This window comes from Promicromonospora sp. NPDC050249 (genome assembly GCF_040656015.1).
GTDB lineage: Bacteria > Actinomycetota > Actinomycetes > Actinomycetales > Cellulomonadaceae > Promicromonospora.
In genome coordinates this window covers 192,420-205,814 of record NZ_JBFAKY010000004.1, presented here as the reverse complement: position 1 = coordinate 205,814, position 13,395 = coordinate 192,420, and the positions used below count along the sequence as shown (strand labels likewise).

Genomic DNA, 13,395 nt, shown 5'->3' with positions numbered 1-13,395 from the left:
GCAAGCCAGGTTCGATGCCACGGTTGCCTACGCTAACCCGGCAGTGCTCGAACGACTCGGCAGAAACTCCGGTCCCGGCGACACTCCGGCGACACTCCGGCACTAGTCCGGCGCGTGCTTGTCCAGGAAGGCATACACCTCTGCGTCGTCCACCCCGGGGAACGCACCGCGTGGCAGCGCGGCGAGGATCTGCTGGTGCATGCGCCCGGACGGCCAGGCCTCACCGGACCAGCGTTCGGTGAGCTCGAGGGCCGGGCGCTGGCAGCACGCCGGGTCCGGGCACGTGGAGACCCGCCGCACCTGGGTGGCCCGCCCGCGGAACCACTTGGCGTGCGCGTACGGCACCCCGACGGTGATCGAGAAGGCGCCGGACCCGCCGTCGGGCCCGCCGGACGGCGACATCGAGCCGGTCTGGGTGGAGCACCAGAAGGTGCCGGCCGGTGTGTCGGTGTACTGGTAGAACTCGGTGGCCCGGTCGCGCCGCTCGAACGCCTCGCGCGCCGCCCAGCGCCGGCAGATCAGCTGCCCCTCGATCGCGCCCGTGACGTCCTGCGGGAAGGGGAGGCCGTCGTTCGCGTAGCCGCGGAACAGCGCGCCGTCGGCACCGACCCGCAGGAAGTGCAGCGGGATGCCGAGGTGGTGCGTCGCGAGGTTGGTGAGCCGCATCGCGGCGGCCTCGTGCGTGATGCCGAACGCGTCGCGGAAGTCCTCGACCGCCAGGTCCCGGTCCCGCTTGCGTGCCTCCAGGAACGGGACCGCCACGAACTGCGGCGCGAGGCACGCGGCGGCGAAGTACGTGATCTCGACCCGCTGGCGCAGGAACTCGCCGTACGAGCGCGGCCGGTCGTGCTCCAGCACCCGGTGGGCGAGCGCCTGCAGCGCGAGGGACCGCAGCCCGTGCCCTCCAGGGGTCGACGCCGGGGGCAGGTAGATGCGCCCGTTCCGGAGATCCGTCACCGAGCGGGCGGACCGCGGCAGGTCGTCCACGTGCAGCAGGGTGAAGCCCATCTGCTCCGCCATCCGCGCGACCGTACGGTGCGTCAGCGCGCCGCCCGTGTACCCGGCGGCCTTGACCAGCTGTTCCGCGACCGCCTCGAACTGCGGGTAGTGGTTGTCGCGTGCCTCCCGTTCCAGGCGCAGCTCGGTGTTGGCGCGGCGCGCCTCCTCGGGTGTCGCGATGGCCAGCTGCTCACGCCGCGCCAGCTCCTCGTGCAGGCCCACGAGCTGCTCCAGCACGGGCATCGGCAGCTTCTGGCTGGGCTTGACGGCGGGCACGCCGAGGGTGGTGAACAGCGGTCCGCGCTGGGCCCGGTCGAGCGCGATCTCCAGGGCGGCGCGGCGCGACGGCGGCTCCGCGCTGAGCAGCTCGCTCATCGGCACGCCGAAGGCGTCCGCGATCGACCGCAGGAGCCCGAGGCGTGGTTCACGCCGCCCGTTCTCCACGAGCGACAGCAGGCTGGGCGCCGAGCCGACCTTCTCGCCGAGCGCGTCAAGGGTGAGCCCGTGCGCGGTGCGCAGGTGCCGGATGCGGCGCCCCAGGGTGATCAGGTCGGTCTCGCCGCGCGATGTCGACTCGTTCGAGCTGGGCACGTCGCCTCCCATCGTGTGATGGCCGTCACCCGGAGACGTCCGGGACAGACCAACAGGAACCCACTCCTTCACACTACGTGAAGATCGGCGATTCTTGACAGCCCGAGGACTGGAATTCGGGCGGATCCACACACAAGAGTGGAAACAAGCCCGCCACCGTGGCCAGCCGTACGACGATCGGAGCGCACATGTCCGTCCTCGCGAACCCCCGCCGAACCCGGCTCGTCGCCGAGCTCGTCGCCGACCTGACGACCGGCCAGGGCTCCAGCACGTCCTCCGAGACGCGGCTGCGCGCCGTGCCGCCGGTCGGAGAGCAGGACGTGCGCGCCTGGGTGGCGAGCGTCGCCGAGCTCACGCAGCCGGACGAGATCGTCTGGTGCGACGGCTCCGCCGCGGAGAAGCAGCGCCTCATCGACCAGATGCTGGCAGCGGGCACGCTCCTCGAGCTCAACCAGGAGAAGCGTCCTGGGTCGTACCTCGCCCGTTCCCATCCCGCCGACGTCGCCCGTGTCGAGTCCCGCACGTTCATCTGCTCGCAGAACGAGGAGGACGCAGGCCCCACCAACAACTGGGTGGCTCCTGCCGAGATGCGCACCGAGTTGAAGGGCGTGTTCGAGGGCTCGATGAAGGGCCGCACCATGTACGTGGTGCCGTTCTCCATGGGTCCGGTCGGCGGCCCGATCTCGCAGGTGGGCATCGAGCTCACGGACTCGCCGTACGTCGTCGTCTCGATGCACGTCATGACTCGTGTGTCCGCCGAGATCCTCGACCTCATCGACGCCGGGCAGCAGTGGGTCCCCGCGGTGCACTCGGTGGGCGCACCGCTGGCCGACGGCGAGGCCGACGTCCCCTGGCCGTGCAGCGACACCAAGTACATCGTCCAGTTCCCGGAGACCCGGGAGATCTGGTCGTACGGCTCCGGCTACGGTGGCAACGCCCTGCTGGGCAAGAAGTGCTTCGCGCTGCGGATCGCCTCGGCGATGGCGCGCGACGAAGGCTGGCTCGCCGAGCACATGCTGCTCATCCGCATCACGTCGCCCGAGCAGCGCCAGTACCACCTGGCCGCCGCCTTCCCGAGCGCGTGCGGCAAGACGAACCTGGCGATGCTGCAGCCCACCATCCCGGGCTGGAAGGTCGAGACCCTCGGCGACGACATCGTCTGGATGCGCCCCGGCCCCGACGGCACGCTGCGCGCCATCAACCCCGAGGCCGGCTTCTTCGGCGTCGCGCCGGGCACCGGCATCGACACGAACCCGACCGCCGTCGCGACCTTCGACCGCGACACGATCTTCACGAACGTCGCCCTGACCGACGACGGTGACGTCTGGTGGGAGGGTCTGACGCCGGAGGCACCCGAGCACCTCATCGACTGGCAGGGCAACGACTGGACGCCCGCCTCCGACAAGCCGGCGGCCCACCCCAACTCCCGCTTCACCGTGGCCGCCGCCCAGTGCCCCACCATCGCGGACACCTGGGAGGACCCGGCGGGCGTGCCGGTCGACGCGATCGTCTTCGGCGGCCGCCGCGCCACCAACGTGCCGCTGGTCGCGCAGTCGTTCGGCTGGGAGCACGGCGTGTTCATGGGTGCCACCATCTCGTCGGAGCGCACGGCCGCCGCCGAGGGCGCCCTCGGCGAGCTGCGCCGCGACCCCTTCGCGATGCTCCCGTTCTGCGGCTACAACATGGCCGACCACTGGGCGCACTGGCTCGAGGTGGGTGCGGGCATCGAGGAGTCGAAGCGCCCCACCATCTTCCAGGTCAACTGGTTCCGCAAGGGTGACGACGGCCGCTTCCTGTGGCCCGGGTTCGGCGAGAACTCGCGCGTCATCGAGTGGATCGTCGGCCAGGTCGAGGCCGGGCGCGGTCTGCGACCCGACGCCTCCGTCGCGTCCCCTGTGGGCAGCCTGCCCGCCCCGGGCACGCTGAACCTGGCCGGCATCGACGTGCCGGATGCCGACCTGGCCGCCCTCTTCGAGGTCCCTGCCAACCCGTGGCTGGCCGAGGCCGAGCTGACCGAGGAGTTCTTCGCGCAGTTCGGCGACCACACCCCGGCAGCGCTGCATGCCCAGCTGGACGCCCTGAAGGAGCGTCTGGCCCGCTGACTTCGGGCGGCCGGCGACGCGACAACCCTGGGTGGCTACCCGTCGCGCCGTCGGCCGTCCGAACCAAGTTCCCCGGCCGGGTTATTGAGGCATCCCGGCCGGGGATCTCTTCTGTCCGGGTCGACCCTCGATCAGCCGCAGTGGCCGGGGAGGGAGACGATCCGGGTGGAGCCGCCCCAGACGATGGCGCCCCTGGCGGCGACGCAGTCCCCGTTCACGCCGCGGATGTACGCCTTACCGCTGCGGTAGCGAGAGGTGCCCGACGAGCTGGCGATGAGCTCCCCGTTCCAGATGGTCACCGCCGTGGTGGTCTGCCGGCCCCAGGCCGGGCCCGCGTGCACCACCTGGGCGCACTTCGTGGCCGTGCTGCGGTTGTGGTAGAGGTTCGCCCACGCGACGGTGACGCCACCGGCCTTGATGGCCCGGTGCCTGACGAGGGTGCCACCGCACGTGTCCGCTGCCTGCGCGGCCGGTGCGGCAACGACCGGAGCCGCGCTGACGGGCGACGCCACCGCGGGCACCGCCACTGCCGCGGCACCGGGCAGTGCCAGGGTGAACGCCGTGACCAGAGCCATGGCCCGCTTGCCCCAAGGCTTCCGAAGTGCAGTGATCATGTCTGTCCCCTTCGATCGACATGCGCGACGATCGCACGCACGGCAACCCTAGAGCCCGCTGCCCGGGACCCCTCCCGGCTGGGGTCCACCCGCGCGGCCGGTTGCACCCGAGCGGCCCGTCAGTACCGCATGCCCATCAGGCCGCGGACGTCGTCGAGGGTGCGGTCGGCGATCGCGTTCGCCCGGGCGTTGCCCCGCGCGAGCACCTCGGCGAGGTACCGCGGTCCCGCCGAGGCGAGCTCCCGGCGTCGGGCACGGAGAGGGCGCAGGCCCTCCACCACCGCCTCGCTGACGATCTCCTTGAGCCGTCCCGCGCCGGCCGGACCCACCTCGTCGGCAAGGGCCTCCGGCGATGCCCCGGTGAAGTGGGCGCCGATCTGGAGGAGGTTCGCGATCTCGGGCCGACGGTCCGGCTCGTAGGTGATCACGCGGTCGGCGTCGGTCCGGGTACGCCTGAGGTAGGCGACCGTCTCGTCCTCGGACGCGCGCAGCTCGAGCGCGTTCCCGCGCGACTTGGACATCCGGTGGCCGTCGCTGCCGAGGATCGTTGTCGACGGCGCGATGAGCGCGTCCGGTTCGGGGAAGTACGGCCGCGCCGCCGCGTACCGCTGGTTGAAGCGCCGGGCCACGGTGCGCGTGATCTCCAGGTGCGGCAGCTGGTCCACACCGACGGGCACGAGGTTGCCGTGGCAGAACAGAATGTCGGCGGCCTGGTGCACCGGGTACGTGAACAGCAGGCCGGAGATACCCCGCTTCTGGCGTGCCTGTGCGGCCTCCGCCTCGGCCTTCACGGTGGGGTTGCGCTCCAGCTCGGCGACGGTGACCAGCGACAGGAACGGCAGCAGCAGCTGGTTCAGCGCGGGCACCGCCGAGTGCGTGAAGACGGTGCTGCGCTCGGGGTCGAGCCCCGCCGCGAGGTAGTCGAGCAGCACCTCACGGACGGTGGCGGGCAGGTCCCCTGCGTCGTCCCGGTCGGTGATGACCTGGTAGTCGGCGACAATCAGGAACACCTCGACGCCCAGGTTCTGCAGGCGCACGCGGTTGGCGACGGTGCCGAGCAGGTGCCCGAGGTGCAGCGCGCCCGTTGGGCGGTCCCCGGTCAGGACGCGGTACTCCCCCGGGCTCCGGGCGATCCGGCCCTCCAGGACGGCGCTGCGTTCGCGGGCCGCCGCGGCGGACCGGGTGGTGCTGCGCGGTTCGCGGGGGGTGCCCGACGACGGGGTGGTCGCCTCGGGCGTGGTGGTGACGGACATGGGGTCTCCTTCGGTCAAGGAGCTGCCCACGCACGGCGTCGGGCACAGAGAAGTCCCGGGCTGCGGCGAGCAGCTCGGGACGTGTGTGCGGGTGGGCGCGTCAGGTCACGGCTGCGAGTGCAGCCGCCACCAGCTCAGCCCGTGCGTCATGCGCCCAGGCTATGCGGAGGTCCGGCGCCGAGCAATGCCCGCGGTGTCTGCGAGCGGGACGACGCTCCGCCGTCGGGCAGCGAGAATGGGTGCGTGCCGCACTCCGCCGATGCCCCCGCGCTGCCAGACACCCCGCTCGCTCACGTCGTGTACTTCGAACCCCGCATCCCCGGGAACACCGGGTCCGCGATCCGGCTCGCGGCGGTGACCGGGGCCCGGCTGCACCTGGTGGAACCGCTGGGCTTCGACCTCTCGGAGGCCAAGCTGAAGCGCGCGGGCCTCGACTACCACGACCTCGCCGTCATGGACGTGCACCCGTCGCTGGACGCGACGCTCGACGCCCTGCCGGAAGCCCGCGTCTTCGCGTTCACCACCCGGGCCACCACACGTTTCACCGACGTCGAGTACCGGCCGGGCGACGTCCTGCTGTTCGGGCCCGAGCCCACCGGCCTGCCGCCCGAGGCGCTCGCCCACCCGCGGGTCACCGACGAGCTGCGGATCCCGATGCTGCCCGGGCGCCGGTCGCTCAACCTGACGAACGCGGCGTCGATAGCGGTGTACGAGGTGTGGCGGCAGACGGGGTTCGCCGAGGGGGCGTGACGGGCACAGGTGCGTTTCCGCGCTACGGCCGGACGACGAGCACTCGGCCCGGCGCCAGCTCGTACCTGCCCGCCCGCACGCCCGGGCTCGCAGGGCCGGCCTGGGCGACGACCGTGACGGGCGGCTCGGCCACCACCCGCTCCGACGTCGGGAACCACGTGCGGCCCGGGCTGACCAGGATGAGCATGCCGTCGATATGCCCGGCCGGGCTGAACGTGGCCGAGCCGTCCGGGTAGCGGCCGATGCCGGCGTCGGTGAGGCGGTCGGCCGTGCCGGTGACGTCGGGCACGGCGACGCCCACCTCGCTCACGGAGAGCAGGTCACCGGGGCCGAACGGAAGGTGCTGAGCACCGGGCACGTGCGGGCTTGAGGCCTTCGCACCCGACGTGTTCCCAGCGCTCAGCGGCTGGGGCAGAGCACGGCGCGCGATGACCTCGAGGACCGACCGGTCCGGACCGGGGAAGTAGAGCGACCGCGCGTTCCAGGCCGGCTGCGCCTCGAACTCCGTGCGGTCGCCATCGCTCAGCAGCCCTGGACCCGCCGCGAGGAAGGCCCGGGCCGCGTCGAACCGCGCGTCGTCGATGAGGAAGGCGTAGTGCTGGTCGCCCTCGGCGTCGGCGTCCTCCCGGAACCGGACCACCGACCGGCCGACAGTGACCTCCACCGCGCCGATCTCCTTCCGCACCGGTAGGCGAAGGACCGTCTCGTAGTACGCGGCGGTCTCCGCGATCGATCGGGTCACCGTGTCGACGCTCATGATCTGCATACGGCTCAGCCAACAACCTCAACCTTGATTGAGGTCAACCCCGCTACGTGAGCAGCCAGGACGCCGAGCGGCGCAGCAGCTGCTGGTGCCCCGACGAGGCGTACGAGCGGGCGTCGTGGCCCAGGGCCGAGTACACGCTGCGCCCGCCGTGCGCGTCGTTGACCCACAGGATCGGCTGCTCGGCGCCGTCGTCGTCCGGGGTGGTGCCGAGGACCCGCGCGGCCGGGGCCACCTGCAGGCGGCAGTACCGCTCGTCGAAGGCCTCGACGGCGTCGAGGCCCTCCGTGACCGGGTGCCCCTGTGCCAGCTCGAACCGCGCCTGGCCGATGGGCGGGTGCATCGACTCGCCCGGCACCCAGCGACCGCCGAGCACCGCGGACCAGTCGGGCGCGTCGTAGAACGTGTTCGCCGCCTGGTGCAGGCCGAGCACCGCTCCCCCGGCCCGCGCCCAACCCGCCAGCCGGGCGTGGAAGGCGAGCCAGTCGTCGTCGGACCCGTCGAACTCGGGGTCCCGGCGACCCGAACCGCCGTTCACGACCAGCAGGTCCACGGAGTCCAGATCGTCCAGCGCGTCCCGGAAGAGGCCCCGGACCTCGACGCCACCCAGGTCACCGATGATCCCGGCGACCACGTGCGACGTCGCCGCGTGATCGTGCCAGGGGTCCTCGTAGCGTCCGCGGCCGGCCAGGATGAGGATGCGCTTTGTCGTCACGATGCGATCCTGCCACGACGCCTGTGGCAGTCTCAGCCCGCGTCGCGGAGGTAGCGGTCGAGAGCCTCGCGGACAAGCGTGCTTCGGCTGACACCCCGCTGCTTCTCGAGCTCGTCCAGAAGCAGGTCGAGGTTCTCACTGATTGCGACATTGAGCCGGGGCGACCGCGTTCCCTTCGGCCCGCCGCCGAGCCGTGGGCGGCCACCGACGTTGCGTTCGACCTGCTCGACGTCTACACCGGCGGCCTCGAGCAGCGCGCGGCCGGCAGCAGCCGCATCGTTGCCCCGCCGCACTCGACGCGGCTTGAGCTCAGCATTCTCGGCCCACTCGACGAGCGAGTCCTCGTGCGGCAGTTGCTTGTCAGTCATCGTGATCACTTCCCCGTCTCCTCATCGAAACCAACGCTCAGACGCGTGCTCTCACGCAACCGCATCACATGAAAAACGTTGATTCCGCTCGGCGGTGTCACCGTCACCATCACTTCCAAGGTCCCGTACCTGCTGGGACCGATGTAAAGCGTCGGACTGCTTTGAAACCCCTCCCTCGGAGGTTCGAAGTCTTCGTAGACCGCCTCAGCATGAAGCATCGCGTAGAGCGCTTCGTCGTGGGGGATCCCATGCTTGTCAGCGCTAGGCGCCCAAGTCACTGCCACCCAGGTATTGTCATACTAAACCTGTTCGGCACGCGCGGGGAACCGCCCCATTCGTCGCAAGAGCCTCCGCTCACGACGCCGTGGCCTACGGCACCACCAGGATCTTGCCTCGCGCCGCTCCCGACTCGAGGCGCCGGAACGCCTCGACGGTGTCGTCGAGACCGTAGCGCCGGTCGATCCGGGGCAGCACGTCGCCGGCGACGAGGAGCCGGGCCAGCTCGTCCAGGTCGGCCCGCTGGTTGGGACGCCAGAAGAACGTGGACATCCGGGTCCCGGTCAGCCTGCCGACCAGCGGACCGAGCAGCGCCTTCTCCGCGAACGAGCTGATCCGCCGCGCGATCAGCACGTACCGCCCGCCCGGCGCCAGAGAACGCCGGAGCGCCGCCAGGGACCGGGTGTCGGCGATGTCGAGGACGACGTCGAACCGCCCGTCACCGCGCGTGAAGTCCTCGCGGGTGTAGTCGATCACCTCGTCTGCACCCAGCTCCCGGAGGAAGTCGAGCTTGTCACCGTGGTCGACGGCGGTCACCACGGCTCCGCGCGCCTTCGCCATCTGCACGGCGAACGGCCCCACGCAGCCGCCCGCCCCGTTGACCAGCACCCGCTCACCCGGCCGGATCGGCTCGGTGGCGCGCAGGCTCTGCAGGGCGAGCGTCCCCGAGTGCGGCGCGGTGGCGGCGGCCCCGAACGACAGGGCGTCAGGCAGTGGTGACAGGGCCGACGCCGGGACGCGCACCCGGTCGGCCAGCGCGCCGTGCCCGAGGTCGAACAGGTCGGCCCAGACCCGGTCGCCCGGCCGGAGGCCGGTCACGTCCGGCCCCACCTCCTCGACGGTCCCCGCGACGTCGACCCCCACCCGGCGGTTGGTCGGCCGGGTGAGGCCGGTGCCGAGGCGGGCGAGGCGCGGGACGCCGAGCAGGTGGTCGAGGTCCGCCATGTTCAGAGAGGAGGCGGCGACCCGGACCACGACTTCGCCGGGGCCTGGGACAGGGTCCTCGACGGTCGACACCCGAAGGATGTCGACCGGGCCGTACTCGTCCCGGAGCACGGCCCTCACGTGGTGCCGCCCGAGGCGACCGGCACACGCCGGAGCGCGAGGAAGTCGGTGACGCCGAAGAGGCGGGCGACCCCCCGGTCCCGCTTGGACAGGTAGGGCAGGGCGTCGGCCGGCGCGACGACCTGCGGGGCCACCTGGTATGTGTGCCCCTCGACCCGCAGCTCCGCGGAGCCTGCCGCCCGGATGTTCCGCAGCCAGTCCACGTCCGGCCCGTACGGGAGGTAGACGAGGAAGTCGTCGTCCATCGGATACACGCCGATCGGCGTCGCGTACGGCGCGCCCGAGCGTCGGCCGACATGGCGGATCACCGCGGCGGAGGCGCCGGGCTCGCCTGCTGTCCGCAGCTCGATGGGGCGGCCGAACCGCTTGCTGAACCTGCGGATGGCGCCGAGCCCGCGGCGGTTCTTGGTGCGCATCGACACCACGAGGGCGAGGAACCCAGCGAGTGCCACCACCAGCAGCCCTACGACCGCCCAGAGGATCCAGGTCCACATGACGTCCACCTTCTCGAAGAGGCTTACGGTGTAAGCCTTACGACGTAAGGTAGGCCGCGGCGCCGAGCCCGTCAAGGGTTCTGCCGACGTAGGATCGCGAGACCATGACTTCACCCAGGACGACGGGCACGGCCCCACGGAGCGCCCTGACGCGCGCCCGGGTGCTCGAGTCGGCGGTCGCTCTGGCCGACCGCGACGGCCTCGGGGCGCTCACCATGCGCAGCCTGGCCCGCGAGCTCGGGATCGAGGCGATGTCGCTCTATCACCACGTCGCCAACAAGGAAGATCTGCTGGACGGCGTGGTCGACGTCGTCGCGGCGGAGATCCAGGACGCCGTCGGCCGGCTGGAGCCCCTGGCCGACGACGCGCCCCGGTCCTCGTGGAAGCCGGCGATGCGCCGGCAGATCCTCACGGCCCGGTCGGTGCTGCTCCGCCACCCGTGGGCGTCGACCGTCCTGGAGACCAGGAAGTCCTTCAGCCTGCACGTCGTGCGGTACTTCGACTCGCTGATCGGCCTGATGCGGCGTGGTGGCTTCTCCTACGACCTGGTCCACCACGCCATGCACGCGCTGGGCAGCCGCGCGCTCGGCTTCTCCCAGGAGCTCTTCGAGCCCGACGGCGCCACCGCGGGCTCGGCCCCCGGCGGCGGCGCCAAGGAGGGCGCCGACGACGCCGCCACCGCGATGCTCATGCAGATGGCCGACCAGGTGCCGCACATGGTCGAGATGCTCGCCGCCGTCAGCCACGACGACGCGGACCCCACCCTCGGCTGGTGCGACGACCAGACCGAGTTCGAGTTCGGCCTGGACATCATCCTCGACGGGCTCGACCGCCTGGCCGAGCGCGAGAGGCACTGACCCAGTCAGCGCAGGGGGTCGAACGGCCGGATCTCCTCCGGCACCTGACCGGTGGTGATCAACGCCGCCAGCGCCCGGCCCGTCGCCGGGCCGAGCAGCATGCCCCACATGCCGTGACCGCCGGCCACGTAGACGCCGGGTGCGGTCGTCCGGCCCACGAGCGGCAACCCGTCCGGCGTCACCGGCCGGGAACCCACCCACTCGTCCTCGCGGGAGTCCAGGTCCACACCCTCGAACAGGCCACGGACGGAGCTGACTATCGCGTCGACGCGGGCGGGCTGGAGCGGCTCGTCGGGCCCGCGGAACTCCATGGTCCCGGCGATCCGCAGCCGCCCCTGGTAGGGGGTGCAGGCCACGCGCCTGGCCGGGAAGTAGACGGGGTGGTCGATCGGCGGACCCTCCACGGGCACGCTGAACGAGTAGCCTCGTCCGGCCTGAACCTGGGTCCGCACCCCGAACCGCTGCGCCAGCTCCGGGAGCCACGCGCCCGTGGCGAGCACCACGGCGTCGGACGTCATGGTGTCGTGTCCGTGGACCGTCGTCTCGACCCCGCCCGGAACCACGCGGACACCATCGACCCGGGCGTCCGAGAGCACCTTCGCGCCGCGCGCGCTGACCGACGTCGCGAGGGCCTGCACGTAGGCCCCCGGATCGATGTACCGCTGACCCTCGAGCGTCCAGGTCGACTGCACCGCCCGGGAGAGGTGCGGCACGCGGACGCCGTCGGGCATCCTCGAGAGCCGGATCTCCCGGCCCGCCCGGGCCGCTTCGCGCAGCTCGTGCACGAACGGGCGTGACTCCCGCTCCCGCTCGAACCCGACCACCCAGCGGCTCGGGTGCGACGTCGCGTGCACGCCACCTGCCTCGAGCTCGTCGTACGCCTCGAGCGCGACCCGGTCGATCGGGGTCAGGGCTGCCATGGCGCGCTGCCACGCGCCGTGCGTCGCGTTCGCCATGAAGCGCGCGAGGAAGGCCCACAGGGCGCCGTCGAACCGGAAGGGGACGCTGAGGGCCGCGCTGGGATCCAGCAGCGCCTTGGGTCCGTAGGCCCAGAGCGACGGGTCCGCCAGCGGCATCACCAGGCCGGGGGTGAGCCAGCCGGCATTGCCCCAGGACGCCCCGGCCGCGACGCCGTGCCGGTCGAGGACCGTCACCTCCACGCCACGTTCCTGCAGGTGCCAGGCGGTCGCGAGGCCGACCATGCCGGCTCCCACGACTGTCGCGGTCTTCATCTCGGACACGCTCGTACTCCTTCTCTCCAGGGCCGTACCTCGGTACCCCTCCCCGTCGAGCGGTGAACCCTCCCATCGTCCCGCCACAGGATCGATTCGGCGCGACAGCTCAGTGAAGTGCGGTGAAACGTGTGGTGTGGATTCGCTGCAGACGGCGGGCCGACGTCGGGCAGGCACCGGGCCGGCGCATGACGGGCGCCGGCCCGGTGCCGGGTGTGACGTCAGGCGAGGGGCTGCGCCAGGGGTTCGATCGCCGCGATCTCGTCCTCGGTGAGAGGGCCCGCCGAGAGCGCCGCCACGTTGTCCTCGAGCTGCGCCACCGACGACGCGCCGATGAGCGCCGAGGTCACGCGCGTGTCCCGCAGCACCCAGGCGAGCGCGAGCTGCGCGAGCGTCTGGCCGCGACCCTCGGCGATCTCGTTGAGCGCCTTGGCGCGGCCCAGGTAGTCCTCGGTGAGTGCGCCGGACGAGAGGAACGGCGAGTCCGAACGGGCCGCACGGGATCCCTCCGGCGCCGCACCCGCGAGGTACTTGTTGGTCAGCAGGCCCTGCTGCAGCGGGGAGAACACGATGGTCCCGACCCCCAGCTCACCGACGACGTCGAGCAGCGACTCGCTCTGCCTGCCGTCGTACGGGTCCTCGTGGGCGGGGTTCTCGATGTGCCGGTTGAGCATCGAGTAGGACGGCTGGTGGATGAGCAGCGGGACGCCCAGGTCGCCGAGGATCCGCGCCGCCTCGCGCGTCCGCTCCGGCGAGTAGTTGGAGACGCCCGCGTACAGCGCCTTGCCCTGCTGGACCGCCGACGCGAGCGCGCCCATGGTCTCCTCGAGCGGCGTCGAGGGGTCCGGCCGGTGGTGGTAGAAGACGTCGACGTAGTCGACACCCATCCGGGCGAGCGACTGGTCGAGGCTGGCCAGCAGGTACTTGCGCGACCCGTGGTCGCCGTACGGACCGGGCCACATGTCGTAGCCGGCCTTCGTCGAGAGGATCAGCTCGTCGCGGTAGGGCTTCAGGTCGGCAGCGAAGTGCCGTCCGAAGTTCTCCTCGGCCGACCCGTGGGGCGGGCCGTAGTTGTTCGCCAGGTCGAAGTGCGTGATGCCCAGGTCGAGCGCGCGGCGCAGGATGGCGCGCTGGGTGTCGAACGGGCTGGTGTCACCGAAGTTGTGCCAGAGCCCGAGGGACAGTGCGGGCAGGTCCAGGCCGGAGCGGCCGGTCCGGCGGTAGGTCATGGTGTCGTAACGGTCCTCTGCTGCGAGGTACCGGGGTTCGAGAGGCATGCCGTCATCGTGGCACGGATGGTGGGGGACCTGTCCGCC

At 71.8% G+C, this 13,395-nt stretch carries 14 protein-coding genes; 3 read left to right on the top strand and 11 right to left on the bottom strand.

Features of this window, described 5'->3' with window-relative positions:
* Positions 1-102: 102 nt before the first annotated feature.
* Positions 103-1,602 carry a helix-turn-helix domain-containing protein gene (locus tag AB0I32_RS04915; RefSeq protein ID WP_357503449.1) on the bottom strand — a complete coding sequence of 500 codons (1,500 nt, stop codon included), beginning with the start codon at positions 1,600-1,602 and terminating at the stop codon, positions 103-105.
* Positions 1,603-1,778: 176 nt separating this feature from the next.
* Between AB0I32_RS04915 and AB0I32_RS04910 the strand changes: the two genes are divergently transcribed.
* Complete coding sequence (locus AB0I32_RS04910; RefSeq protein ID WP_357503447.1) at positions 1,779-3,692, top strand: phosphoenolpyruvate carboxykinase (GTP); 1,914 nt, start codon at positions 1,779-1,781, stop codon at positions 3,690-3,692.
* A 131-nt stretch (positions 3,693-3,823) separates the two neighbouring features.
* Here AB0I32_RS04910 and AB0I32_RS04905 read toward each other — a convergent pair whose 3' ends face one another.
* Together AB0I32_RS04905 and trpS are read right to left on the bottom strand one after the other, a co-directional pair.
* Positions 3,824-4,306 (bottom strand): hypothetical protein, encoded by a 483-nt coding sequence (locus AB0I32_RS04905; protein WP_357503445.1) that lies wholly within the window; start codon positions 4,304-4,306, stop codon positions 3,824-3,826.
* Between the two features lie 119 nt (positions 4,307-4,425).
* Positions 4,426-5,559, bottom strand: coding sequence for a tryptophan--tRNA ligase (trpS, locus tag AB0I32_RS04900; protein WP_357503443.1), 1,134 nt, complete (start codon positions 5,557-5,559; stop codon positions 4,426-4,428).
* 243 nt (positions 5,560-5,802) lie between these two features.
* Here trpS and AB0I32_RS04895 point away from each other — a divergent pair, with 243 nt between their 5' ends.
* On the top strand, positions 5,803-6,309 hold the full coding sequence (locus AB0I32_RS04895; protein WP_357503441.1) for a tRNA (cytidine(34)-2'-O)-methyltransferase: 507 nt from the start codon (positions 5,803-5,805) through the stop codon (positions 6,307-6,309).
* A 22-nt stretch (positions 6,310-6,331) separates the two neighbouring features.
* Here AB0I32_RS04895 and AB0I32_RS04890 read toward each other — a convergent pair whose 3' ends face one another.
* From AB0I32_RS04890 to AB0I32_RS04865, 6 genes are all read right to left on the bottom strand, one after another.
* Positions 6,332-7,075 (bottom strand): hypothetical protein, encoded by a 744-nt coding sequence (locus AB0I32_RS04890; RefSeq protein ID WP_357503439.1) that lies wholly within the window; start codon positions 7,073-7,075, stop codon positions 6,332-6,334.
* A 43-nt stretch (positions 7,076-7,118) separates the two neighbouring features.
* A complete protein-coding gene (locus AB0I32_RS04885) occupies positions 7,119-7,787 on the bottom strand; it encodes a ThuA domain-containing protein (RefSeq protein ID WP_357503437.1) in 669 nt (222 codons plus the stop codon).
* 32 nt (positions 7,788-7,819) lie between these two features.
* Positions 7,820-8,155, bottom strand: coding sequence for a ribbon-helix-helix protein, CopG family (locus tag AB0I32_RS04880; RefSeq protein WP_357503532.1), 336 nt, complete (start codon positions 8,153-8,155; stop codon positions 7,820-7,822).
* Between the two features lie 5 nt (positions 8,156-8,160).
* The gene (locus AB0I32_RS04875) at positions 8,161-8,439 is read right to left on the bottom strand and encodes a hypothetical protein (protein WP_357452215.1); all 279 of its coding nucleotides are present in this window, start codon (positions 8,437-8,439) and stop codon (positions 8,161-8,163) included.
* A gap of 85 nt (positions 8,440-8,524) precedes the next feature.
* A complete protein-coding gene (locus AB0I32_RS04870; protein ID WP_357503530.1) occupies positions 8,525-9,406 on the bottom strand; it encodes an NAD(P)-dependent alcohol dehydrogenase in 882 nt (293 codons plus the stop codon).
* Between the two features lie 86 nt (positions 9,407-9,492).
* Positions 9,493-9,990, bottom strand: coding sequence for a nitroreductase family deazaflavin-dependent oxidoreductase (locus AB0I32_RS04865; RefSeq protein ID WP_357503435.1), 498 nt, complete (start codon positions 9,988-9,990; stop codon positions 9,493-9,495).
* A gap of 104 nt (positions 9,991-10,094) precedes the next feature.
* Between AB0I32_RS04865 and AB0I32_RS04860 the strand changes: the two genes are divergently transcribed.
* The gene (locus AB0I32_RS04860; protein ID WP_357503433.1) at positions 10,095-10,847 is read left to right on the top strand and encodes a TetR/AcrR family transcriptional regulator C-terminal domain-containing protein; all 753 of its coding nucleotides are present in this window, start codon (positions 10,095-10,097) and stop codon (positions 10,845-10,847) included.
* Between the two features lie 5 nt (positions 10,848-10,852).
* On the opposite strand, the gene AB0I32_RS04855 is transcribed toward AB0I32_RS04860, so the two are convergent.
* Positions 10,853-12,079, bottom strand: coding sequence for an FAD-dependent oxidoreductase (locus AB0I32_RS04855; protein ID WP_357503528.1), 1,227 nt, complete (start codon positions 12,077-12,079; stop codon positions 10,853-10,855).
* A 221-nt stretch (positions 12,080-12,300) separates the two neighbouring features.
* Positions 12,301-13,356, bottom strand: a complete 1,056-nt coding sequence (locus tag AB0I32_RS04850; protein WP_357503431.1) for an aldo/keto reductase — start codon at positions 13,354-13,356, stop codon at positions 12,301-12,303.
* Positions 13,357-13,395 lie beyond the last annotated feature (39 nt).